Here is a 20,822-nt window from a genome sequence, read left to right on the forward strand (position 1 = left end):
AGCGCATGCGCATCGGGATGGTGTGCCCGTATTCGTTCGACGTACATGGTGGTGTCCAGGCGCACGTGTTGCAGTTGGCCGAGGTCTTCCGCGCCCAGGGGCACGAGGTCAGTGTGCTGGCTCCGGCCTCCCCGCATGTCACCCTGCCCGATTACGTCGTGTCCGGCGGCCGGGCCGTCCCGATCCCGTACAACGGGTCGGTGGCGCGATTGCGTTTCGGACCGGCCACTCACCGCAAGGTCAAACGGTGGCTCATCGACGGCCGCTTCGACGTGCTGCATCTGCACGAACCGAACGCCCCGAGCGTCTCGATGCTCGCCTTGATGATCGCCGAGGGGCCGATCGTCGCCACTTTCCACACCTCGACGACGAAGTCGTTGACGCTCAGTGTCTTTCAGGGAATGCTGCGCCCGTTGAACGAGAAGATCGTCGGCCGCATCGCGGTATCCGATCTGGCCAGGCGCTGGCAGATGGAGGCCCTCGGCTCGGATGCGGTGGAGATTCCCAACGGGCTCAACGTCGCCGAGTTCGCCGATGCGCCGCTGCTGGACGGTTATCCGAGACCGGGCCGCGCGGTCCTGTTTCTCGGTCGCTTCGACGAGCCGCGGAAGGGGATGGCCGTGCTCTTGGGGGCCCTGCCGCGGCTGGTCGAGCGGTTCCCCGATATCGAGGTGTTGGTCGTCGGTCGTGGTGACGAGGCCGAACTGTCCGAGCACGCCGGAGAGTACGCGCGCAATCTGCGTTTCCTCGGCGCGGTGGACGATGCGACCAAGGCCTCGGCACTGCGCAGTGCCGATGTGTACTGCGCACCCAACACCGGCGGCGAGAGCTTCGGCATCGTCCTTGTCGAGGCGATGGCGGCAGGCACAGCGGTCGTCGCCAGCGATCTGGACGCCTTCCACCGCGTGCTCGAAGGTGGTGCCGCCGGAAGGTTGGTGCCCGTCGACGACGCCGATGCATTGGCCGACGGGCTGATCGAGGTGCTCAGCGACGACGAGGCCCGGCACGGTTACGTCGTCGCCGCCGGCGCGGCCGTGCGCCGCTACGACTGGTCGGTGGTGGCCGGTGAGATCATGCGCGTGTACGAGACGGTCAGCGGTTCCGGTAACAAGGTTCAGGTCGCAGGCACAGCGGGCCGGAGCACCGCATGATGATCTGGCTGGTCGTGCTGCTGGTGGTAGTGGGGGCGGCGCTGCTGCTGACCGGCAGCTGGGCGTATCTGACCGCGAACCGACTCGACCGGCTGCATGTCCGCTACGACCTGTCCTGGCAGGCCCTTGATGCGGCGCTGGCCCGTCGCGCCGTGGTGGCGCGGGCGGTCGCCCTCGACGCCTACGGGCACGGCCCACAGGCCCAGCGGCTGGCCGCCCTCGCCGATGCTGCCGAGCGTGCCGACCGCCCGTCGCGGGAGGCCGCCGAGAATGCCCTCTCGGCGGCGCTGACATTGGTGGATCCGGCGGTCCTGCCCGCGGCGTTGGTCGCCGAACTGGCCGATGCCGAGGCGCGGGTCCTGCTGGCGCGCCGCTTCCACAACGATGCGGTGCGCGACACCCTGGCACTGCGCGAACGCCCCATGGTGCGGCTGCTGCATCTGGGCGGCACCGCCGCGCTGCCAACGTATTTCGAGATCGCCGAGCGCGCCGGCCTGGCCGCGCGCCACGGTGCCGCCCAGCGGGTGTCGGCCCGGATCGTGCTGCTCGACGAGGACGGCCGGGTATTGCTGTTCCGTGGTTCGGACCCGGCCGGCGACGGCAGCCGCCGCTGGTGGTTCACCGTCGGCGGGGCAGTGGAGCCGGGTGAGGAACTCGCCGACGCGGCGGCGCGCGAGCTGTTCGAGGAGACCGGCCTGCGGGTGTCGGCGGCGGAACTGGTCGGACCGGTCTGGCGCCGGGATGCGCTCATCGATTTCAACGGGTCGGTGATGCGCAGCGAGGAACACTTCTTCGTGCACCGTACTCGGTGCTTCGACCCGTCCAGCGCCGGTTACAACGAGCTGGAGCGCCGCTACATTCAAGGCCATCGCTGGTGCGATGCGACAATGATCGCCGAGCTGGACGCCAACGGAGAACCCGTCTACCCCCGACAGCTCGGCGCGTTGCTGGCCAGGGCCGGTGAGCTCGCCGATGTACGGGGCGCCGGACCGGGGACGCAACCTCAGATCATTCGCTGAGGCTGCGGATTCAATTGTTTTGGTGCCACCTTTAGACTGGATCGGTACCTGAGTGGAGGAGATTGCGATGGAATTCGGCGAGCAGGGCAGCCAGACCGGTACCGCGCGGGTGAAGCGCGGGATGGCCGAGATGCTCAAGGGCGGCGTCATCATGGATGTCGTCACCCCCGAGCAGGCGCGCATCGCCGAAGCCGCCGGCGCCGTCGCGGTGATGGCTCTGGAGCGGGTACCCGCCGACATCCGCGCCCAGGGTGGGGTCTCGCGGATGAGCGATCCGGACATGATCGAGGGCATCATCGACGCGGTCACCATCCCGGTGATGGCCAAGGTGCGGATCGGCCATTTCGTCGAGGCGCAGATCCTGCAGAGCCTGGGCGTCGACTACATCGACGAGTCCGAGGTGCTCACCCCGGCCGACTACACCAACCACATCGACAAGTGGCGGTTCACCGTTCCGTTCGTCTGCGGGGCGACCAACCTCGGCGAGGCGCTGCGCCGGATCACCGAGGGCGCGGCGATGATCCGCTCCAAGGGGGAGGCCGGAACCGGTGACGTCTCCAACGCCACCACCCATATGCGCAAGATCGGTGGCGAGATCCGCCGACTCACCTCATTGAGTGAGGACGAGCTGTTCGTCGCCGCCAAGGAACTGCAGGCCCCCTATGACCTGGTGGTCGAGGTGGCCAAGGCGGGCAAGCTGCCGGTCACACTGTTCACCGCCGGTGGCATCGCGACCCCGGCCGATGCGGCGATGATGATGCAGCTCGGCGCCGAAGGCGTGTTCGTCGGGTCGGGCATCTTCAAGTCCGGCGATCCCGCCGCTCGCGCCGCGGCGATCGTGAAGGCCACCACCTTCTACGACGATCCCGACGTGCTTGCCAAGGTCTCGCGGGGGCTGGGGGAGGCCATGGTGGGTATCAACGTCGACGATATCCCGGCACCGCACCGGCTCGCCGAACGCGGCTGGTAGCCCATGGCGATCGAAGAGATCCTCGACCTCGAACAGATCGAGGTCAACATCTATCGCGGGGGTGTGTTCAGCCCCGAATCCGGTTTCCTGCAGCGCACATTCGGCGGCCACGTCGCCGGGCAGTCGCTGGTGTCGGCGGTCCGGACCGTCGACCCGAAATTCCAGGTGCACTCGCTGCACGGGTATTTCTTGAAGGGCGGGGACGCGCGGTCGCCGACCGTCTACAGCGTGGAACGGCTGCGCGATGGCGGCTCGTTCTGCACGCGCCGGGTCTCGGCGATCCAGCACGGCGAAACCATCTTCTCGATGTCGGCGTCGTTCCAGACCGATCAGAGCGGTATCGAGCATCAGGACGTCATGCCGACGGCGCCGCCGCCGGACGATATCCCCGACTTCAAGTCGGTGAGTCGGGTATTCGACGATGCCAGCTTCCGGCAGTTCGACGAGTGGGATGTCCGCATCGTGCCGCGCGATCAGACCAATCGCCTGCCGGGCAAGGCATCTCAGCAGCAGGTGTGGTTCCGCCATCGTGACCCGCTGCCCGATGACCCGGTGCTGCACATCTGTGCGCTGGCCTATCTTTCGGATCTGACACTGCTGGGCTCGGCGCAGGTGAACCATCCCGACGAGCGCAAGCACCTGATGATCGCCTCATTGGACCACGCGATGTGGTTCATGCGCCCGTTCCGCGCCGACGAGTGGCTGCTCTATGACCAGTCCTCGCCGTCGGCCTGCGGTGGGCGCGCGCTGACCGAGGGCAAGCTGTTCAACCAGTACGGCGAGATGGTCGCCTCGGTGATGCAGGAGGGACTGACCCGCTATCAGCGCGATTTCGTCCCGGCTCCGAAGTGACGGTGCGGGTCGGGGTTCTCGCGCTGCAGGGTGACACCCGCGAACACCTCGCGGCACTCGCCGAGGCCGGTGCACAGGCCTGCACGGTGCGCCGGCTGACCGAACTGGATTCGGTGGACGCATTGGTCATCCCGGGTGGTGAGTCCACCGCGATGAGTCACCTGCTGCGTGAGTTCGAACTGCTCGAACCGCTTCGGGCCCGGCTTGCCGACGGTATGCCCGCGTATGGGTCGTGCGCGGGGATGATCCTGCTGGCCACCGAGATCCTCGACGCCGGGGTGCCCGGCCGCGAGGCGCTTGCGCTAGGCGGCATCGATATGACCGTGCGTCGCAACGCCTTCGGTCGTCAGGTCGATTCCTTCGAAGAGACCATCGCGTTCACCGGACTGGATTCCGATGTGCACGCCGTCTTCATCCGGGCGCCGTGGGTCGAGCGTGTCGGACCCGGTGTCGAGGTGCTGGCCACCGCCGCCGGCCATCCGGTGGCGGTGCGCCAGGGCAAGGTGCTCGCGACGTCGTTCCATCCCGAGGTCACCGGCGACCGCCGGGTGCACGCGATGTTCGTCGACTCGCTGCGCTGACTAGCGGATGGCCAGCCCGGTCAGGGTGCGGGCCATCACCAGACGCTGGATCTCGCTGGTGCCCTCGAAGATGGTGAAGATCTTGGCGTCGCGGTGCATCCGCTCCACCGGGTACTCGCGGGTGTAACCGTTGCCGCCCAGGATCTGAATGGCTTCGTCGGTGACATAGGTGGCGGTCTCGCTGGCAACCAGCTTGGCCATCGAACCCTCTGCGGACTCGAACGCCTTGCCGTTGCGGGCCATCCAGCCCGCCCGGTAGACCAGCAGACGGGCCGCGTCGATACGGGCCTTCATATCGGCCAGCTTGAATGCCACACCCTGGAACTCGCCGATCTTGCGGCCGAATTGCTCACGCTCGCAGGCATAGTCGAGGGCGTACTCGTAGGCGGCGCGAGCCACCCCGACCGCCATCGCGCCGACGGTCGGCCGAGTGCGCTCGAAGGTCGCCATCGCGGCCTGGCCGTTGGTCCGCTTGCCCTCGCGAACCCGCGCGATGCGCTCGTCGAACTTCTCCTTGCCGCCCAGGATCAGATTCCCGGGGATGCGCACGTCCTCCAGGACCACCTCGGCGGTGTGCGAGGCGCGGATGCCGTGCTTGAGGAACTTCTGACCCTGGCTGAAACCGGGGGTGTTGGGCGGGATGATGAACGACGCCTGCCCGCGGCTGCCGAGTTCGGGATACACCGAGGCGACCACGATGTGGACCTCGGCGATACCGCCGTTGGTCGCCCAGGTCTTCGTACCGTTGAGCACCCATTCGTCGGTGGCCTCGTCATAGCGCGCCTTGGTCAGGATCGAGCCCACATCGGAGCCGGCGCCGGGCTCGGAGGAACAGAACGCCGCGACCTTGGGGTCCTCGACGCTGCCGAACATCTGCGGCAACCACTCGCCGACCTGTTCGGGAGTGCCACCACCGGCCAGCGAAGCCGCGGCCAGGCCCGTGCCCAGAATGGACAAGGCGATACCGGCGTCACCCCAGAACATCTCCTCGAAGGCGACGATCATGCCGAGACCGGAGGGCTCGGCCGCCTGCTCGGCGAAGAACTCCATGGAGTAGAGGCCGATCTTGGCGGCCTCTTTGATGATCGGCCACGGAGTCTCTTCGCGCTCGTCCCACTCGGGGGCGGCGGGCCGCACGACGTCGGCGGCGAACTCGTGAACCCACTTCTGCACGTCGAGCAGGTCGGAGGACAACTCCAGGGAGAAGGTCATGGACCAACCTTACTTTGGAGTAAGTTAACCGGGGAAGTGACTGTGGCTCAGTTAACACTTGTTCATCGGACGGTGTCGCCGGCTGGACCGTGCCCCGCCACGCCGATCCACGTCCTCGGTGCCCGTAGACTGGTCAACTGACGTTTCACCGAAAAGAGGGCGTACCTGCATGAGCGGCCATTCCAAGTGGGCCACCACCAAGCACAAGAAGGCGATCATCGACGCCCGTCGTGGCAAGAACTTCGCCAAGCTGATCAAGAACATCGAGGTCGCCGCTCGCACCGGCGGCGGTGACCCCGGCGGAAACCCCACGCTGTATGACGCCATCCAGAAGGCCAAGAAGAGCTCCGTCCCGAACGACAACATCGAGCGCGCGCGCAAGCGCGGCGCCGGTGAAGAAGCAGGCGGCGCCGACTGGCAGACCATCACCTACGAGGGTTACGGGCCCAACGGTGTCGCTGTTCTGGTCGAGTGCCTGACGGACAACAAGAACCGCGCGGCCGGTGAGGTCCGGGTCGCCATGACCCGCAACGGCGGCAACATGGCCGACCCGGGTTCGGTGTCCTACCTGTTCTCCCGTAAGGGCATCGTCACGCTGGAGAAGAACGGGCTCTCCGAGGACGATGTGCTCGCCGCGGTGCTGGAGGCCGGTGCCGAGGAGATCAACGATCTCGGCGACAGCTTCCAGGTGATCTCGGAGCCCACCGATCTGGTGGCCGTGCGCACCGCTCTGCAGGATGCCGGTATCGACTACGACTCCGCCGAGGCGAGCTTCCAGCCCTCGGTCAGCGTCCAGGTCGACCTGGAGGGCGCCCGCAAGGTGCTCAAGCTGGTCGACGCGCTCGAAGACAGTGACGACGTGCAGGATGTCTACACCAATGTCGACATCCCCGATGATGTCGCCGCACAGCTCGACGAAGACTAGCGACCAGGACTAGAACAATGCGCTGATCGGGGTGTCACCGGCGATCAGTTCGAAGGTGCGCCCCGCGGTGTCCGGATGGTCGAGCACCGCCAGCAGCACCGCCGCGACATCGGCGCGCGGGATCTCGCCGCGACCGGTGGACTCGGCGATGTGCACCCGTCCGGTGCCCGCATCATCGGTCAGCCGTCCCGGCCGCACGATCGTGCTGGCCAGCGCGGCGCGCGCCCGCACCTCGGCGTCGGCATCCGCTTTGGCCCGGATGTAGGCGCGGTACACCTCGTCGTAGGCGTCATCGAGGCTGCGATCGTCGGCCGAGATGGCCGAGACCATCACATAGCGCGCCACGCCCGCGGCCTCGGCGGCGTCGGCAAGCAGGATCGCGGCATCGCGGTCGACGGTCTGCTTGCGCGCCACGCCGCTGCCCGGGCCTGCGCCCGCGGCGAAGACCACCGCATCGGCCCCGCGCAGCACCTCGGCCAGCGTGGACACCGACGTGCGCTCCAGGTCCAGCACCTCGGCGCTCGCGCCGACCGCCTGCAGATCCGGCACGTGAGCCGGATTGCGCACCAGGCCCACCGCGGTGTCACCCCGCTCGGCCAACAGCCTTTCGAGGATGAGGGCGATCTGACCATGTCCACCGGCGATGACGACTCGCATGACTCCAGCCTGCCACGGCAAGATGTCCCGGTGGCTGTGGTGACAGATCCCCGTGGCGTGCAATGGTCGGTGCGCCGCCGCTGGTGGCCGTTCGGTGAGGTCTTCGATCCCGCCTTCGACGGGCTGATCGGATTGCTCCTGGTGGTCCCGACGCTGCTGCTGTGGCCGCTGTGGTTCGCGGCCAAGATGCTCGGGGTGCGCTGGCGCATCGTGGTCGAGCGGGACGGTGTCGAAGTGGAGACCGTGCTGGTTCGTGGGTGGCGCCGGTCCACCGGGCGGATCGACGAGATCGCCCTGCAGGTTGCGCGTGGCTGGCGGTCGGGCCACTTCGATATCTGAGCGAGCCGGTATCCGAGCGTGTCCCTGCCCGGCGCTGTCGGCCCGGGCGGCTAACCTATCGAACAGGTGTTCTGATGTGAAGGGGTTGGCGTGCGGGTAATGGGAGTCGATCCCGGTTTGACGCGCTGTGGGCTGTCCATGATCGAGAGCGGTCGGGGCAGACATGTGACGGCGCTCGATGTCGACGTCGTGCGCACGCCCGCCGACGAGCCGTTGCAGAAGCGGCTGCTGACCATCAGCGACACGGTGGAGCACTGGATGGACACCCACGTCCCCGATGTCATCGCGATCGAGCGGGTGTTCGCCAATCACAATGCCAACACCGCCATGGGCACCGCCCAGGCAGGCGGGGTGATCGCGCTGGCCGCGGCCCGCCGGGGTATCGACGTGTACTTCCACACCCCGTCGGAGGTGAAGGCCGCCGTGACCGGCAACGGGCGAGCCGACAAGGCCCAGATCACCACGATGGTCACCAAGATCCTTGCGCTGCAACAGAAACCGACTCCGGCCGATGCTGCCGACGCGTTGGCGCTCGCCATCTGCCACTGCTGGCGCGCGCCGATGATTGCCAGGATGGCCGAGGCCGAGGCCAAGGCGGCCGAACAGAAGAAGCGGTATCAGGCGCGGCTGAAGGCGGTGCGGGCATGATCTCCTCGGTGCGCGGTGAGGTCCTCGACATCGCCCTCGACCACGCGGTCATCGAGGCCGCCGGCGTCGGCTACAAGGTGATGGCCACACCGTCGACGCTGTCCACCTTGCGTCGCGGGGCCGACGCCCGGCTCATCACGGCGATGATCGTGCGTGAGGATTCGATGACGCTCTACGGTTTCGCCGACGGTGAGGCCCGCGACCTGTTCAGCACCCTGCTCGGGGTGTCCGGGGTGGGCCCGAAGATCGCGCTCGCCACGCTCGCGGTCTACGACGCCCCGGCGCTGCGGCAGGCGCTGGCCGACGGCGACGTCACCGCGCTGACCCGGGTGCCCGGTATCGGCAAGCGCGGTGCCGAGCGGATGGTGCTGGAACTGCGCGACAAGATCGGCGCAGTGCCCGGTTCCGCCGGTGGGGCCACCGCCACCGGCCATGCCGTGCGCACCCCGGTGGTGGAAGCCCTTGTCGGCCTTGGGTTCGCGGCAAAGCAGGCCGAGGAGGCCACCGACAAGGTGCTCGCCGACGATCCGACCGCCACCACCTCCGGCGCGTTGCGTGCCGCGCTGTCGATGCTGGGTAAGAAGTAGCCATGGGTCGTTTCGAGGACGAGGAACCCGAGGAGCGTGATGTCTCGCCGGCGTTGACCGTCGGCGAGGGGGATGTCGACGCCAGCCTGCGGCCGCGGTCCCTGGGCGAGTTCATCGGCCAGCACCGGGTGCGTGAGCAGCTGCAGCTGGTCCTGGAGGGTGCCAAGAATCGCGGCGGCACACCGGATCACATTCTGCTGTCCGGGCCGCCCGGCCTTGGCAAGACGTCGCTGGCGATGATCATCGCCGCCGAATTGAGCTCGGCGCTGCGGGTCACCTCGGGCCCGGCGCTGGAGCGCGCGGGCGATCTGGCGGCCATGCTGTCGAATCTCGTCGAGGGTGATGTGCTGTTCATCGACGAGATCCACCGCATCGCCCGGCCCGCCGAGGAGATGCTCTACCTGGCGATGGAGGACTTCCGCGTCGACGTCGTCGTCGGCAAAGGGCCAGGGGCGACGTCGATTCCGCTCGATGTGGCGCCCTTCACCCTGGTCGGGGCGACAACCAGGTCCGGAGCGCTGACCGGGCCGCTGCGCGACCGGTTCGGCTTCACTGCCCACATGGACTTCTACGAACCCGCCGATCTGGAGCGGGTGCTGCACCGCTCGGCAGGGATCCTCGGTATCGGGCTGGAGGCCACCGCCGGTGCCGAGGTCGCTCGCCGTTCCCGCGGCACCCCACGTATCGCGAACCGGTTGTTGCGTCGGGTGCGCGATTACGCCGAGGTACGTGCCGACGGGGTGATAACCCGCGATATCGCCAAGGCGGCGCTGGAGGTGTACGACGTCGACGAACTCGGACTGGATCGGCTGGACCGGGCGGTGCTCACGGCGTTGACCCGCAGTTTCAACGGCGGCCCCGTCGGGGTGTCGACGCTGGCGGTGGCGGTCGGGGAGGAGGCCACCACCGTCGAGGAGGTGTGCGAACCATTCCTGGTGCGCGCCGGGATGATCGCCCGCACCCCGCGCGGACGGGTGGCGACCCCGTTGGCGTGGACACACCTCGGGCTGGAACCGCCGGTTCGCGGTCTCGGTCAGCAGTCCGGCCTGTTTGAATAGTCGGCATGCTTGTCGCCGCTTTGATCGTCGCCGCCCTCGCCGCGCTGCTGCACGTCTACATCTTCGTCATGGAATCGGTGACCTGGACCTCGCCGCGCACCCGCGCGACGTTCGGGATGAGTGCCGATGAGGCGGCCGCCACCAAGGAGCTCGCCTTCAACCAGGGCTTCTACAACCTGTTCCTGGCCATCGTGTCCGCGATCGGGATCGCCGCAGTGGCAATGGGGCACAGCGGTATCGGCGCGGCGTTGATCCTCGCCGGGGTCGGCTCGATGCTGGCCGCGGCGCTGGTGCTGCTGATCTCCTCGCCGGACAAGGCGCGCGCCGCGATCAGCCAGGGTCTGTTCCCGCTGATCGCCGTCGTGCTGCTGGTGATCCACCTCGTCGGCTAGCGGTTTTCGCGGGGTCCGAGCTGGGTAAACACCATTCGGCAGAGGAGGCCCCCCATGACCGATACACACGTTTCCCCCCGCGGCGGCAGGCTGCACATCGCGCGCAGCCGCGGTGCCCTCAGCGGAGTCCTGTTGATCGCCCTGGGGTTGTGGGGCGCCCTCATTCCATTCGTCGGGCCGTACTTCGACTTCGCCTACACACCCGACACGCCGTGGGCATGGACCATGGGCCGGGGCTGGCTACAGCTACTTCCCGGCGTGGTGGCCGTCATCGGTGGCATATTGCTGCTGGTCTCGCGCAACCGCGCCACCGCCATGCTGGGCGGCTGGCTCGGCGTCGCCGCGGGTGCCTGGTTCGTGGTGGGTCGGGTGCTGGCCGCGCCGCTGGGTCTCGGCACGCCGGGCAGCCCCGTCGCGGTGACCGAGGCGAAGAGCGTGGCGCTGGAGCTGTCCTATTTCTCCGGCCTGGGCGCGGTGATGGTGTTCCTGGCCGCCGCCGCGATCGGCCGCGTGTCGGTCCGCAGCGTGCGCGATGTCCGGGATGTCCGGGTACGCGACGACGAGCGCGTGCGTGACACCGTCACCGGGGACAGCGCCGTCCACGACGACCACACCAGGGCCATCCCGCTGCATCAGCCGACGTCGGAGACGCGGCAGGCAACGGGTCCGATCATGGCGACCGAACCCGATCACACGACCGTCCCGACCCGGCGCAGGGGACTCAAGGACCGGCTGTTCGGTTCGTCGAAGACCCCGGTGTCGCACTAGCGGCACCACGGGCGGGTCAGCGCAGTGCGGCCAGCGCCTCGGCCAGGATGTCGAGCGCCTCGTTGAGCAGGTCGTCGCTGATCGCCAGTGGCGGCAGGAACCGCAGCACGTTGCCGTAGGTACCGCAGGACAGCACGATGACACCCTTAGCGTGCGCGGCGGCGCACAAGGCCTTGGTCAGCTCGGCATCGGGCTCGGTGCCGCCGGGCTTGACCAGTTCGACGGCGATCATCGCGCCGCGACCGCGGACGTCGCCGATGCGATCGTCATCGGCCTGCATGCGGTGCAGTCGATCCTTCATCAACCGCTCGATGGCGCCGGCGCGGGCAACCAGCCCGTCGGTCTCGATCGTCTCGATGGTCGCCAAGGCCGCGGCGCAAGCGATCGGATTGCCGCCGTAGGTGCCGCCCAGCCCGGACACGTGCGGGGCGTCCATGATCTCGGCGCGCCCGGTGACCGCGGACAGCGGTAACCCGTCGGCGATGCCCTTCGCGGTGACGATCAGGTCCGGTTCGATGCCCTCGTGTTCACAGGCGAACATGGCGCCCGTCCGGGCGAACCCGGTCTGCACCTCGTCGGCGATGAACACCACATCGTTGTCCCGGCACCAGGCGAGCAGGGCGGGCAGGAATCCCGGTGCGGGGACGATGAATCCGCCCTCACCCTGGATGGGCTCGATGATGACGGCCGCCAGGTTGTCGGGGCCGATCTGCTTGTCGATGACGGTGATCGCGCGCTTGGCCGCCAGTTCGCCGTCCTCTGCCAGTTCCTTGCCGAACTCCGCATCGCGGAAGGGATAGGACAGCGGAGCCCGGTAGATCTCCGGGGCGAACGGGCCGAAACCGCTCTTGTAGGGCATCGATTTGGCGGTCAGCGCCATCGTGAGGTTGGTGCGGCCGTGATAGGCGTGGTCGAAGGACACCACGGCCTGCTTGCGGGTGTAGGAGCGGGCGATCTTGATCGCGTTCTCGACCGCCTCGGATCCGGTGTTGAACAGCGCAGAACGCTTGTCCCCGCTGCCGGGGGTGAGCCGATTGAGGTGTTCGGCCACGGCCACGTATCCCTCATAGGGCGTCACCATGAAGCAGGTGTGGGTGAACAGATCGACTTGCGCGGTCACCGCGTCGACCACCCGCGGCGCGGCGTTGCCGATGGTGGTGACGGCGATGCCCGAGCCGAGGTCGATCAGCCGGTTGCCGTCGATGTCCTCCAGGATGCCGCCGGCGGCACGGGCGGCGTAGACGGGCATCGTCGTGCCGACACCGCGGGCGACCGCGGAATTCTTGCGCTCGATCAGCGCCGAGGACTTCGGGCCGGGGATGGCGGTGGCGAGATGGCGGCTCTGTTCGACGGCAGGCACGGCTGACTCCTGTGGCGTTACGGGTGAAAACAGCAACTCAGACGCGATCCATCTTCGAATCGCGTCGGTTCCGCCCCATTGTGTCACGGTTTCCGTCGGTCGGGGCCGGGTTGCCCGGGTGACCGGCAAATCGGGCGAGCCGATAGTGGCACACTGGTGTGCCGTACCCGCTGACAACTGCGAAGGACAGCAGCTCCATGGATCTCGTCGTATTCCTGCCCCTCTTCATCATTCTGGGCGCCTTCATGTTCTTCGCGTCGCGCCGCCAGAAGAAGGCCATGCAGGCCACGATCGATCTGCACGAGTCGCTGACCGTCGGTGACCGGGTGCACACCACCTCGGGTCTGCAGGGCACCATCGCCGGCATCACCGACGACTACGTCGACCTGGAGATCGCCCCCGGTGTGGTGACCACCTGGATGAAGCTGGCCATCCGCGATCGCATCGAAGACCTCGACAACGATGATGACGACGCCGATGACAACGAGACGTTCGAGGGCCAATCCGGTGCCGTCGAACTCACCGACCGCCCGACACCCAAGACTGACAGCAACTGAGCCAGGGTCACCGCGTACCCTCCCGGTAGCGCAGTCCCTGTCAACGCCGTCCTTAATCGTTTCGAGGAGACCCAAGAACCGTGGCTTCGTCTTCGGCGCCGGTCCACCCTGCCCGCTATCTGTCGCTCTTCCTGGCACTCCTCGTCGGTGTGTATCTGCTGGTCTTCCTGACCGGCGATAAGAATCCCGAGCCCAAGCTGGGTATCGACCTGCAGGGCGGCACCCGCGTCACACTCACCGCCCGCACGCCCGACGGCTCGCGTCCCACCCGCGACGCCCTGATCCAGGCGCAGGAGATCATCAGCTCGCGCGTCGACGGACTCGGTGTCTCCGGCTCCGAGGTCGTGATCGACGGTGACAATCTGGTCATCACGGTCCCCGGAAACGACGGAACCGAGGCTCGCAGCCTCGGCCAGACCGCACGCCTCTACATCCGTCCGGTCATCCACGCGATGCCCGCCCAGCCGGCCGGTGATCAGGCACCCGCCGAGGGTACGCCGCAGGGACTGCCACCAGGCGGTCAGATTCCGGGCATGCCGCCCGGTATGGATCCCGGCGGCATGCCGCCGCTGATCGCGCCGGCCGAGCCCGAGGCGCCGGTCCGGACGCCAGGTCAGCCCGGGTCTCCCGCCGCGCCGCCCGCAGCCCAGCCGCGCCCGTACCCGCTGGAACCGGCGCCATCGCCGACCCCGTCACCGACGCCGTCTCCCACACCGGCGCCGTCTCCCGCACCGGCTCCCGGTGCGCCCGCCTCGCAGGCGCCCGGCGCACCCAACGAGGACGCCTCGCTGGCCCAGCGCATCGCCGACGAGAAGCAGCTGCGGCAGAGCACCGACCAGAGCATCCAGTTGTTGGCACTGCAATTCCAGGCCACCCGGTGCAACGAGGATGACGTGCTGGCCGGTAACGACGACCCGAACCTGCCGCTGGTCACCTGCTCGACCGATCACAAGACCGTCTTCCTGTTGGACAAGTCGATCATGAGCGGCGAGGAGATCCAGACCGCCGGATCCGGCTTGGACCAGCAGCGCGGCGATTACGTCGTCGACGTCGAGTTCAAGAGCGGCGGCTCGAAGATCTGGGCCGATTTCACCGCGGCCAACGTCGGCACCCAGACGGCCTTCACGCTCGACTCGCAGGTCGTCAGCGCCCCCGAGATCCAGGAGGCGATCCCCGGCGGACGCACCCAGATCACCGGGCAGTTCACCGATTCCTCGGCCCGCGAACTGGCCAACGTCCTCAAGTACGGCTCGCTGCCTCTGTCGTTCGAATCCTCGGAGGCCGAAACCGTCTCGGCGACACTGGGTTTGACCTCGCTGAAGGCCGGTCTCATCGCCGGTGCCGTCGGTCTGGCGCTGGTGCTGCTGTACTCGCTGCTGTACTACCGGGTGCTCGGCCTGCTGACCGCGCTGTCGCTGATCCTTGCCGGGGCCATGGTCTATGCACTGTTGGTGTTGCTCGGTAGATGGATCAACTACACCCTCGATCTGGCCGGTATCGCCGGTCTGATCATCGGTATAGGCACGACCGCCGACTCGTTCGTGGTGTTCTTCGAGCGCATCAAGGACGAGATCCGCGAGGGCCGTTCGTTCCGATCGGCCGTACCGCGCGGTTGGGCCCGTGCCCGCAAGACGATCCTTTCCGGTAACGCGGTGACCTTCCTGGCCGCGGCGGTGCTCTACATCCTGGCCGTCGGCCAGGTGAAGGGCTTCGCGTTCACCCTCGGCCTGACCACCATCCTCGACGTGCTGGTGGTGTTCCTGGTGACCTGGCCGCTGGTGTACCTGTCATCGAAGTCCACGACGCTGGCCAAACCGGCGTTCAACGGTCTCGGTGCCGTCCAGCAGATCGCCCGCGAACGGCGTGCCGCGCCCACGACAGGACGGGGTTAGTCAGATGTCGGCCAAGAATTCCTCTCCGGAGACGCTCGGGACCGAGGCAGGCACCGGATCGGCTCAACAGCACGGATTCTTCGTGCGCCTCTACACCGGTACCGGTGCCTTCGAGGTCATCGGTAAACGCAAGCTGTGGTACGCCGTCAGCGGCGTCATCGTCGCGATCTCGCTGCTGGCCATGCTGATCCGCGGGTTCGCCTTCGGTATCGACTTCGAGGGCGGCACCAAGATCTCCATGCCGGTCGACGGTGCCAAGGGGCAGGCGACCACCGAGCAGGTGGAGACCGTGTTCGGTGAGGCCATGGGCGGCGCCCCTGAAACCGTCGTCATCGTCGGCAGCGGGCCGTCGGCCACCGTGCAGATCCGCACCGAGACCCTCAGCAACGAGGACACCGAGAAGGTGCGCGCGGCCCTGTTCGACGCGTTCGCGCCCAAGGGCACCGACGGCCAGCCCAGCATTCAGGCCATCAGCGATTCGGCGGTCTCCTCGACGTGGGGCGGCCAGATCACCCAGAAGGCCCTGATCGCTCTCGTGGTGTTCCTGGTGCTGGTGTCGATCTACATCACCGTGCGCTACGAGCGATACATGGCGCTGGCCGCCCTGGCAGCGATGTTCTTCGACCTCATCGTCACCGCCGGCGTGTACGCGCTGGTGGGCTTCGAGGTCACCCCGGCCACCGTGATCGGTCTGCTCACCATCCTCGGCTTCTCGATCTATGACACCGTCATCGTGTTCGACAAGGTCGAGGAGAACACCGAGGGCTTCGAACACACCACCCGTCGAACGTTCGCCGAACAGGCCAACCTGGCGGTCAACCAGACCTTCATGCGATCGATCAACACCAGTCTGATCTCGGCGCTGCCGATCATCGCGCTGATGGTCATCGCCGTCTGGCTGCTCGGTGTGGGCACCCTGCAGGACCTGGCGCTGGTACAGCTTGTCGGCGTGCTCGTCGGCACCTACTCCTCGATCTACTTCGCCACGCCGCTGCTGGTGACCCTGCGTGAGCGCACCGATGTGGTGCGTAACCACACCCGCAAGGTCATGCGCCGGCGCGCGGCGGTCGCCGCCAAGTCCGAAGGTGCCACCGAGCTCGATGATGACGATGCGGCACAGGATCTGACCGCCGACGCCGTCGAGGTGAGCACCCCGGCCGCTCCGGCACCGGACAAGCCCGCGCCCGGTGCCAAACCGTTGCGGCCCAACCGACCGTCGGGCAAACGGCGGACGTAATGGCGAGCCTGCGAGGCACTCGCCGCGCAGCGGCCGCCCTGGCGATGACGGCGGGGCTGGTACTGACCGGTTGCTCGGCAGGTTCCGACGGTGTCATCGACTACGCCGTCGACGGCACGTTGACCAGCTACAACACCAACACCGTCGGCGGTGCCGCCTCTGGCGGCCCGCAGGCGTTCGCCCGTGTGCTGACCGGTTTCACCTATCGCGGTCCCGATGGGCAGACCGTGAGCGACCGGGACTACGGCACCGTCGCGGTGGTCGGCCGTGCCCCGCTGATCCTGGACTATGAGATCAATGCGGCCGCCGTGTACTCCGACGGCAAGCCGATCACCTGTGACGACATGGTGCTGACCTGGGCCGCGCAGTCCGGGCGATTCCCGTTGTTCGATGCGGCCAGCACCGCGGGGTACCGCGATATCGCGACCGTCGACTGCGTGCCGGGGCAGAAGAAGGCTCGGGTGACGTTCAACCCGGACCGCGGAATCGTGGACTACGGTTCGCTGTTCGGTGCCACCGCCTTGTTGCCCGCCCACGTGCTCGGCGATCAGCTCGGGCTGGGGGAGGCCGGGGTGACCCGCGCCATCCAGAACCAGGATCTCCCGGCGGTCGACCGCATCGCCGCGGCCTGGAATACCAGCTGGAATCTCGGCCCCGACACCGACACCAAGCTGTTGCCCTCCTCCGGGCCCTACAAGATCGAGTCCATCACTGAGCAGGGTGCGGTGGTGCTGACCGCCAACGACAAGTGGTGGGGCGCGAAGCCGGTGACCCCGCGGGTGACGGTGTGGCCCAGGGGCGCAGATATCCAGGACCGGATCAACGACGGCACCTTCGACATCGTCGACATCGCGGCCGGCTCGTCGGGCCTGATCAACCTGCCCGCGGGTTACACCCGCACCGACACCCCGTCGGCCGGTATCGAGCAGCTGATCTTCTCCGCGCAGGGGCTGATGGCCGCGCCGCCGAATCGTCGTGCACTGGCGTTGTGCACCCCGCGGGAGAGCATCGCCCGCAACGCGCAGGTGCCGGTGGCCAACGCGCGGCTGAACCCGACCGCCGAGGACGCCCTGTCTGCCGCCGAGAGTGCGGTCGCGGCAGGGCAGTTCGTGGCTCCCGACATCGAGGGCGCCCGTCTGGCGCTGAACAATCAGCCGCTGACCGTGCGCATCGGATACCAGAGTCCGAATCCGCGGTTGGCCGCCACGGTGGGCGCCATCGCCCAGGCGTGTGGACCGGCGGGGATCACCGTCACCGATGCCGCAGGAGACGCGGTGGGTCCGCAGAGCCTGCTCGACAATTCCATCGACGTCCTCATTGGCAGCACCGGCGGCGCCGTCGGCAGCGGTTCCACCGGCTCGAGCGCCCTGGATGCCTACGACCTGCACACCGGCAACGGCAACAATCTCTCCGGGTACAGCAACGAGCGCATCGACGGCATCATCGACGCGCTGGTGGTGACCGCCGACCCCAAGGAGCAGTCCCGACTGTTGGGTGAGAGCGGCCCCATCCTCTGGGCGGACGTGCCGACCCTTCCGCTGTACCGTCAGCAGCGCACCCTGTTGACCGCCAAATCGGTGGGTGCCGTGAGCAGCAACCCGACTCGCTGGGGAGCAGGATGGAACATGGACCGATGGACACTGTCGTGAGTTCGAACACTGTCGTGAGTTCGAACGCTGTCGTGAATCTGGCACTGTCGTGAGTGATGCTGCGGCACTGATCAATCGGCTGACCCGGGAGGTGAACGACTTCCCGAGCCCCGGAGTCCAATTCAAGGACCTCACCCCGGTGCTTGCCGACCCGCAGGGCCTGGTGGTGCTGACCGACGCGTTGGCCGAGTCCGCGGAGGGCGCCGACCTGATCGCCGGTGTCGACGCCCGTGGCTTCCTGCTCGGTGCTGCGGTGGCACTGCGCCGCGGTACCGGCGTACTGGCGGTGCGCAAGGGTGGCAAGCTGCCGCCACCGGTGCACAGCGTTTCCTACGACCTGGAGTACGGATCGGCGACCCTGGAGATCCCGGCCGACGGTATCGAACTGGCCGGTCGCAGCGTTCTGGTGATCGATGATGTGCTGGCCACCGGCGGCACGCTGGCCGCGGCAGCCCAGGTGCTGGAACGGGCCGGGGCTCGGGTGATCGGTGCGGCCGTGGTGTTGGAGCTGGTGGGTCTGAACGGGCGCGCCGCGATCCAACCACTGCCGGTCACCAGTCTCATCACAGGCTGAGAGATATCCTCGAAGTCTTGACGATGGCGAGGAGGTGAACGTGGCCGGCGAAGACAACGTTGCGAACGGCACCGGGCAGGTGGTCCAGACTCCGCCGTCGGCCGAGGCCGCCGCTGCGGACACCGCCAAGATCAGCGCCTCGCGCCGGGTGCGGGCCCGGCTCGCCCGGCGGATGACCGCCCAGCGCAGCCCCGTCAACCCGGTGCTCGAACCGCTGGTGGCGGTGCACCGGCAGTTCCACCCGAAGGCAGATCTGGCCATCCTGCAACGCGCCTACGATGTCGCCGAACAGCGCCATGCCGACCAGATGCGCCGCTCCGGTGATCCCTACATCACCCATCCGCTGGCCGTGGCGAACATCCTGGCCGAATTGGGCATGGACACCACCACGCTGGTGGCCGCGCTCCTGCACGACACCGTGGAGGACACCGGGTACTCCCTCGACGAGCTCACCAACGATTTCGGCAGCGAGGTGGGCCACCTCGTCGACGGGGTGACCAAACTCGACAAGGTCGCGCTCGGCACCGCCGCCGAGGGTGAGACCATCCGCAAGATGATCATCGCCATGGCCCGCGACCCCCGCGTGCTGGTGATCAAGGTCGCCGACCGGCTGCACAACATGCGCACCATGCGTTTCCTGCCGCCGGAGAAGCAGGCCCGCAAGGCCCGCGAGACGCTGGAAGTCATTGCCCCGCTGGCACATCGGTTGGGTATGGCGACCGTCAAATGGGAGCTGGAGGATCTGTCCTTCGCGATCCTGCACCCCAAGCGGTACGAGGAGATCGTCCGCCTGGTCGCCGACCGTGCGCCGTCGCGGGACACCTACCTGGCCAGGGTGCGCGCCGAGATCGGCTCCTCGCTGGCGGCCATGAAGATCAGCGCCACCGTCGAGGGCAGGCCCAAGCACTACTGGTCGATCTATCAGAAGATGATCGTCAAGGGCCGCGATTTCGACGATATCCATGACCTGGTCGGCGTCCGCATCCTGTGTGACGACATGCGTGACTGCTATGCCGCCGTCGGTGTGGTGCACTCGCTGTGGCAGCCGATGGCGGGCCGGTTCAAGGATTACATCGCCCAACCGCGGTACGGGGTGTACCAGTCGCTGCACACCACCGTCATCGGCCCGGAGGGCAAGCCGCTGGAGGTGCAGATCCGCACCAACGATATGCACGACACCGCCGAGTTCGGTATCGCGGCGCACTGGCGGTACAAAGAAGCCAAGGGGCGCAACGGTGTACCGGGCGGGCACACCGCCGCCGAGATCGACGAGATGGCGTGGATGCGTCAGCTTCTCGATTGGCAGCGGGAGGCCGCCGACCCTGGTGAGTTCCTCGAATCGCTGCGTTACGACCTTGCGGTGCAAGAGATTTTCGTGTTCACCCCCAAGGGCGACGTCATCACATTGCCCACCGGGTCGACACCGGTGGACTTCGCCTACGCGGTGCACACCGAGGTCGGTCACCGCTGCATAGGGGCGCGGGTCAACCATCGCCTGGTGGCTCTGGAACGCAAGCTCGAAAACGGGGATCAGGTCGAGGTTTTCACCTCGAAGGCCGCCAACGCCGGGCCATCGCGGGATTGGCAGACCTTTGTCGTGTCGCCGCGAGCGAAGGCCAAGATCCGGCAGTGGTTCGCCAAGGAACGCCGTGAGGAGGCGCTGGAGGCCGGTAAGGAAGCGATCGTCCGGGAGGTCCGTCGTGGCGGACTTCCGCTGCAGCGGTTGATGAGTGCGGACTCCATGACGACGCTGGCCCGCGAACTGCACTACGCCGACGTCTCTGCGCTCTACACCGCGGTGGGCGAGGGCCATACCTCGGCTCGGCACGTCGTGCAGCGTCTGCTTGCCCAGTTCGGTGGTGACGAGGAGGCCGAGGACGAGATCGCCGAGCGGTCGACGCCTGCCACCATGCCGGTGCGCCACCGCACCAGCGATGACGTCGGGGTGTCGGTGCCCGGCGCGGTCGGGGTGTTGACCAAGCTGGCCAAGTGCTGCACCCCGGTCCCCGGTGACGTGATCATGGGTTTCGTCACCCGCGGCGGCGGGGTCAGCGTGCACCGCACCGACTGCACCAACGCCGAGTCGCTCCAGGAGCAGTCCGAGCGCATCATCGAGGTGCAGTGGGCGCCCTCGCCGTCCTCGGTTTTCCTGGTGGCCATCCAGGTCGAAGCGCTGGATCGGCACCGGCTGCTATCCGATGTCACCCGCGTGCTCGCCGACGAGAAGGTCAACATCCTGTCGGCTTCGGTGACGACCTCCAATGACCGGGTCGCGATCAGCCGGTTCACCTTCGAGATGGGCGATCCCAAGCACCTTGGTCATGTGCTCAATGTCGTGCGCAATGTCGAGGGGGTCTACGACGTGTACCGGGTGACTTCCGCGGCGTGAGCCGC

Annotated in this window: 21 protein-coding genes; 18 read left to right on the forward strand and 3 right to left on the reverse strand. The window is 67.6% G+C overall.

The window, feature by feature from the left end; all coding sequences use genetic code 11:
• Nucleotides 1-5: 5 nt before the first annotated feature.
• From IC40_RS0113205 to pdxT, 5 genes are all read left to right on the forward strand, one after another.
• Nucleotides 6-1,151: a glycosyltransferase family 4 protein gene (locus IC40_RS0113205; RefSeq protein ID WP_030135177.1), complete on the forward strand. Its 1,146-nt coding sequence runs from the start codon at nt 6-8 to the stop codon at nt 1,149-1,151.
• Nucleotides 1,148-2,170 (forward strand): NUDIX hydrolase, encoded by a 1,023-nt coding sequence (locus tag IC40_RS0113210; protein WP_030135178.1) that lies wholly within the window; start codon nt 1,148-1,150, stop codon nt 2,168-2,170. Before IC40_RS0113205 ends, IC40_RS0113210 begins: the two co-directional genes overlap by 4 nt.
• A gap of 67 nt (nt 2,171-2,237) precedes the next feature.
• Nucleotides 2,238-3,140, forward strand: coding sequence for a pyridoxal 5'-phosphate synthase lyase subunit PdxS (pdxS, locus tag IC40_RS0113215; protein ID WP_019511267.1), 903 nt, complete (start codon nt 2,238-2,240; stop codon nt 3,138-3,140).
• A 3-nt stretch (nt 3,141-3,143) separates the two neighbouring features.
• Nucleotides 3,144-3,992, forward strand: coding sequence for an acyl-CoA thioesterase II (gene tesB / locus IC40_RS0113220; RefSeq protein ID WP_030135179.1), 849 nt, complete (start codon nt 3,144-3,146; stop codon nt 3,990-3,992).
• On the forward strand, nt 3,989-4,573 hold the full coding sequence (gene pdxT, locus IC40_RS0113225; RefSeq protein WP_030135180.1) for a pyridoxal 5'-phosphate synthase glutaminase subunit PdxT: 585 nt from the start codon (nt 3,989-3,991) through the stop codon (nt 4,571-4,573). Before tesB ends, pdxT begins: the two co-directional genes overlap by 4 nt.
• Here pdxT and IC40_RS0113230 read toward each other — a convergent pair whose 3' ends face one another.
• Complete coding sequence (locus IC40_RS0113230; RefSeq protein WP_030135181.1) at nt 4,574-5,785, reverse strand: acyl-CoA dehydrogenase family protein; 1,212 nt, start codon at nt 5,783-5,785, stop codon at nt 4,574-4,576.
• A 169-nt stretch (nt 5,786-5,954) separates the two neighbouring features.
• On the opposite strand from IC40_RS0113230, the gene IC40_RS0113235 reads away from it, so the two are divergent.
• Nucleotides 5,955-6,710 (forward strand): YebC/PmpR family DNA-binding transcriptional regulator, encoded by a 756-nt coding sequence (locus tag IC40_RS0113235; RefSeq protein WP_030135182.1) that lies wholly within the window; start codon nt 5,955-5,957, stop codon nt 6,708-6,710.
• Between the two features lie 9 nt (nt 6,711-6,719).
• On the opposite strand, the gene IC40_RS0113240 is transcribed toward IC40_RS0113235, so the two are convergent.
• Nucleotides 6,720-7,367: an NAD(P)H-binding protein gene (locus IC40_RS0113240; protein WP_030135183.1), complete on the reverse strand. Its 648-nt coding sequence runs from the start codon at nt 7,365-7,367 to the stop codon at nt 6,720-6,722.
• Between the two features lie 30 nt (nt 7,368-7,397).
• Between IC40_RS0113240 and IC40_RS0113245 the strand changes: the two genes are divergently transcribed.
• The 6 genes from IC40_RS0113245 to IC40_RS0113270 all read left to right on the forward strand — a co-directional run bounded on the left by IC40_RS0113245 (nt 7,398) and on the right by IC40_RS0113270 (nt 11,159).
• Entirely contained in the window at nt 7,398-7,706 is a 309-nt protein-coding gene (locus tag IC40_RS0113245; protein ID WP_042509692.1) for a hypothetical protein, read from the forward strand.
• A gap of 90 nt (nt 7,707-7,796) precedes the next feature.
• Nucleotides 7,797-8,354: a crossover junction endodeoxyribonuclease RuvC gene (gene ruvC, locus IC40_RS0113250; protein WP_030135185.1), complete on the forward strand. Its 558-nt coding sequence runs from the start codon at nt 7,797-7,799 to the stop codon at nt 8,352-8,354.
• Nucleotides 8,351-8,941 (forward strand): Holliday junction branch migration protein RuvA, encoded by a 591-nt coding sequence (gene ruvA / locus IC40_RS0113255; protein ID WP_030135186.1) that lies wholly within the window; start codon nt 8,351-8,353, stop codon nt 8,939-8,941. Before ruvC ends, ruvA begins: the two co-directional genes overlap by 4 nt.
• 2 nt (nt 8,942-8,943) lie before the next feature.
• The gene (gene ruvB / locus IC40_RS0113260) at nt 8,944-9,999 is read left to right on the forward strand and encodes a Holliday junction branch migration DNA helicase RuvB (RefSeq protein ID WP_030135187.1); all 1,056 of its coding nucleotides are present in this window, start codon (nt 8,944-8,946) and stop codon (nt 9,997-9,999) included.
• 5 nt (nt 10,000-10,004) lie between these two features.
• The gene (locus IC40_RS0113265; RefSeq protein ID WP_030135188.1) at nt 10,005-10,391 is read left to right on the forward strand and encodes a DUF1304 domain-containing protein; all 387 of its coding nucleotides are present in this window, start codon (nt 10,005-10,007) and stop codon (nt 10,389-10,391) included.
• A 54-nt stretch (nt 10,392-10,445) separates the two neighbouring features.
• Entirely contained in the window at nt 10,446-11,159 is a 714-nt protein-coding gene (locus IC40_RS0113270; RefSeq protein ID WP_030135189.1) for a hypothetical protein, read from the forward strand.
• 16 nt (nt 11,160-11,175) lie between these two features.
• Here the strand turns inward: IC40_RS0113270 and gabT are convergent, their stop codons facing one another.
• The gene (gene gabT / locus IC40_RS0113275; RefSeq protein ID WP_030135190.1) at nt 11,176-12,519 is read right to left on the reverse strand and encodes a 4-aminobutyrate--2-oxoglutarate transaminase; all 1,344 of its coding nucleotides are present in this window, start codon (nt 12,517-12,519) and stop codon (nt 11,176-11,178) included.
• 197 nt (nt 12,520-12,716) lie between these two features.
• On the opposite strand from gabT, the gene yajC reads away from it, so the two are divergent.
• The 6 genes from yajC (at nt 12,717) to IC40_RS0113305 (ending at nt 20,817) form a co-directional block, all read left to right on the forward strand.
• A complete protein-coding gene (yajC, locus tag IC40_RS0113280) occupies nt 12,717-13,076 on the forward strand; it encodes a preprotein translocase subunit YajC (protein WP_030135191.1) in 360 nt (119 codons plus the stop codon).
• Between the two features lie 80 nt (nt 13,077-13,156).
• A complete protein-coding gene (secD, locus tag IC40_RS0113285; RefSeq protein WP_030135192.1) occupies nt 13,157-14,968 on the forward strand; it encodes a protein translocase subunit SecD in 1,812 nt (603 codons plus the stop codon).
• Nucleotides 14,969-14,972: 4 nt separating this feature from the next.
• Nucleotides 14,973-16,205: a protein translocase subunit SecF gene (secF, locus tag IC40_RS0113290; RefSeq protein ID WP_030135193.1), complete on the forward strand. Its 1,233-nt coding sequence runs from the start codon at nt 14,973-14,975 to the stop codon at nt 16,203-16,205.
• Nucleotides 16,205-17,854, forward strand: a complete 1,650-nt coding sequence (locus tag IC40_RS0113295; RefSeq protein ID WP_030135194.1) for an ABC transporter substrate-binding protein — start codon at nt 16,205-16,207, stop codon at nt 17,852-17,854. Before secF ends, IC40_RS0113295 begins: the two co-directional genes overlap by 1 nt.
• A 49-nt stretch (nt 17,855-17,903) precedes the next feature.
• Nucleotides 17,904-18,428: an adenine phosphoribosyltransferase gene (locus IC40_RS0113300; RefSeq protein ID WP_030135195.1), complete on the forward strand. Its 525-nt coding sequence runs from the start codon at nt 17,904-17,906 to the stop codon at nt 18,426-18,428.
• A 79-nt stretch (nt 18,429-18,507) separates the two neighbouring features.
• Nucleotides 18,508-20,817: a RelA/SpoT family protein gene (locus IC40_RS0113305; RefSeq protein WP_081843437.1), complete on the forward strand. Its 2,310-nt coding sequence runs from the start codon at nt 18,508-18,510 to the stop codon at nt 20,815-20,817.
• Nucleotides 20,818-20,822: the final 5 nt, after the last annotated feature.

Source organism: Mycolicibacterium neoaurum ATCC 25795 (genome assembly GCF_000691525.1).
Lineage (GTDB): Bacteria > Actinomycetota > Actinomycetes > Mycobacteriales > Mycobacteriaceae > Mycobacterium > Mycobacterium neoaurum.

Bases quoted from the DNA above. Each gene is read 5' to 3' on its own strand.
- pdxS (WP_019511267.1), top strand. From the start codon at position 2,238: ATGGAATTCGGCGAGCAGGGCAGCCAGACCGGTACCGCGCGGGTGAAG.
- tesB (WP_030135179.1), top strand. From the start codon at position 3,144: ATGGCGATCGAAGAGATCCTCGACCTCGAACAGATCGAGGTCAACATC.
- IC40_RS0113205 (WP_030135177.1), top strand. From the start codon at position 6: ATGCGCATCGGGATGGTGTGCCCGTATTCGTTCGACGTACATGGTGGT.
- IC40_RS0113230 (WP_030135181.1), bottom strand. From the start codon at position 5,785: ATGACCTTCTCCCTGGAGTTGTCCTCCGACCTGCTCGACGTGCAGAAG.
- yajC (WP_030135191.1), top strand. From the start codon at position 12,717: ATGGATCTCGTCGTATTCCTGCCCCTCTTCATCATTCTGGGCGCCTTC.
- ruvA (WP_030135186.1), top strand. From the start codon at position 8,351: ATGATCTCCTCGGTGCGCGGTGAGGTCCTCGACATCGCCCTCGACCAC.
- IC40_RS0113210 (WP_030135178.1), top strand. From the start codon at position 1,148: ATGATGATCTGGCTGGTCGTGCTGCTGGTGGTAGTGGGGGCGGCGCTG.
- IC40_RS0113265 (WP_030135188.1), top strand. From the start codon at position 10,005: ATGCTTGTCGCCGCTTTGATCGTCGCCGCCCTCGCCGCGCTGCTGCAC.
- IC40_RS0113240 (WP_030135183.1), bottom strand. From the start codon at position 7,367: ATGCGAGTCGTCATCGCCGGTGGACATGGTCAGATCGCCCTCATCCTC.
- ruvB (WP_030135187.1), top strand. From the start codon at position 8,944: ATGGGTCGTTTCGAGGACGAGGAACCCGAGGAGCGTGATGTCTCGCCG.
- IC40_RS0113270 (WP_030135189.1), top strand. From the start codon at position 10,446: ATGACCGATACACACGTTTCCCCCCGCGGCGGCAGGCTGCACATCGCG.
- IC40_RS0113235 (WP_030135182.1), top strand. From the start codon at position 5,955: ATGAGCGGCCATTCCAAGTGGGCCACCACCAAGCACAAGAAGGCGATC.
- secF (WP_030135193.1), top strand. From the start codon at position 14,973: ATGTCGGCCAAGAATTCCTCTCCGGAGACGCTCGGGACCGAGGCAGGC.
- IC40_RS0113295 (WP_030135194.1), top strand. From the start codon at position 16,205: ATGGCGAGCCTGCGAGGCACTCGCCGCGCAGCGGCCGCCCTGGCGATG.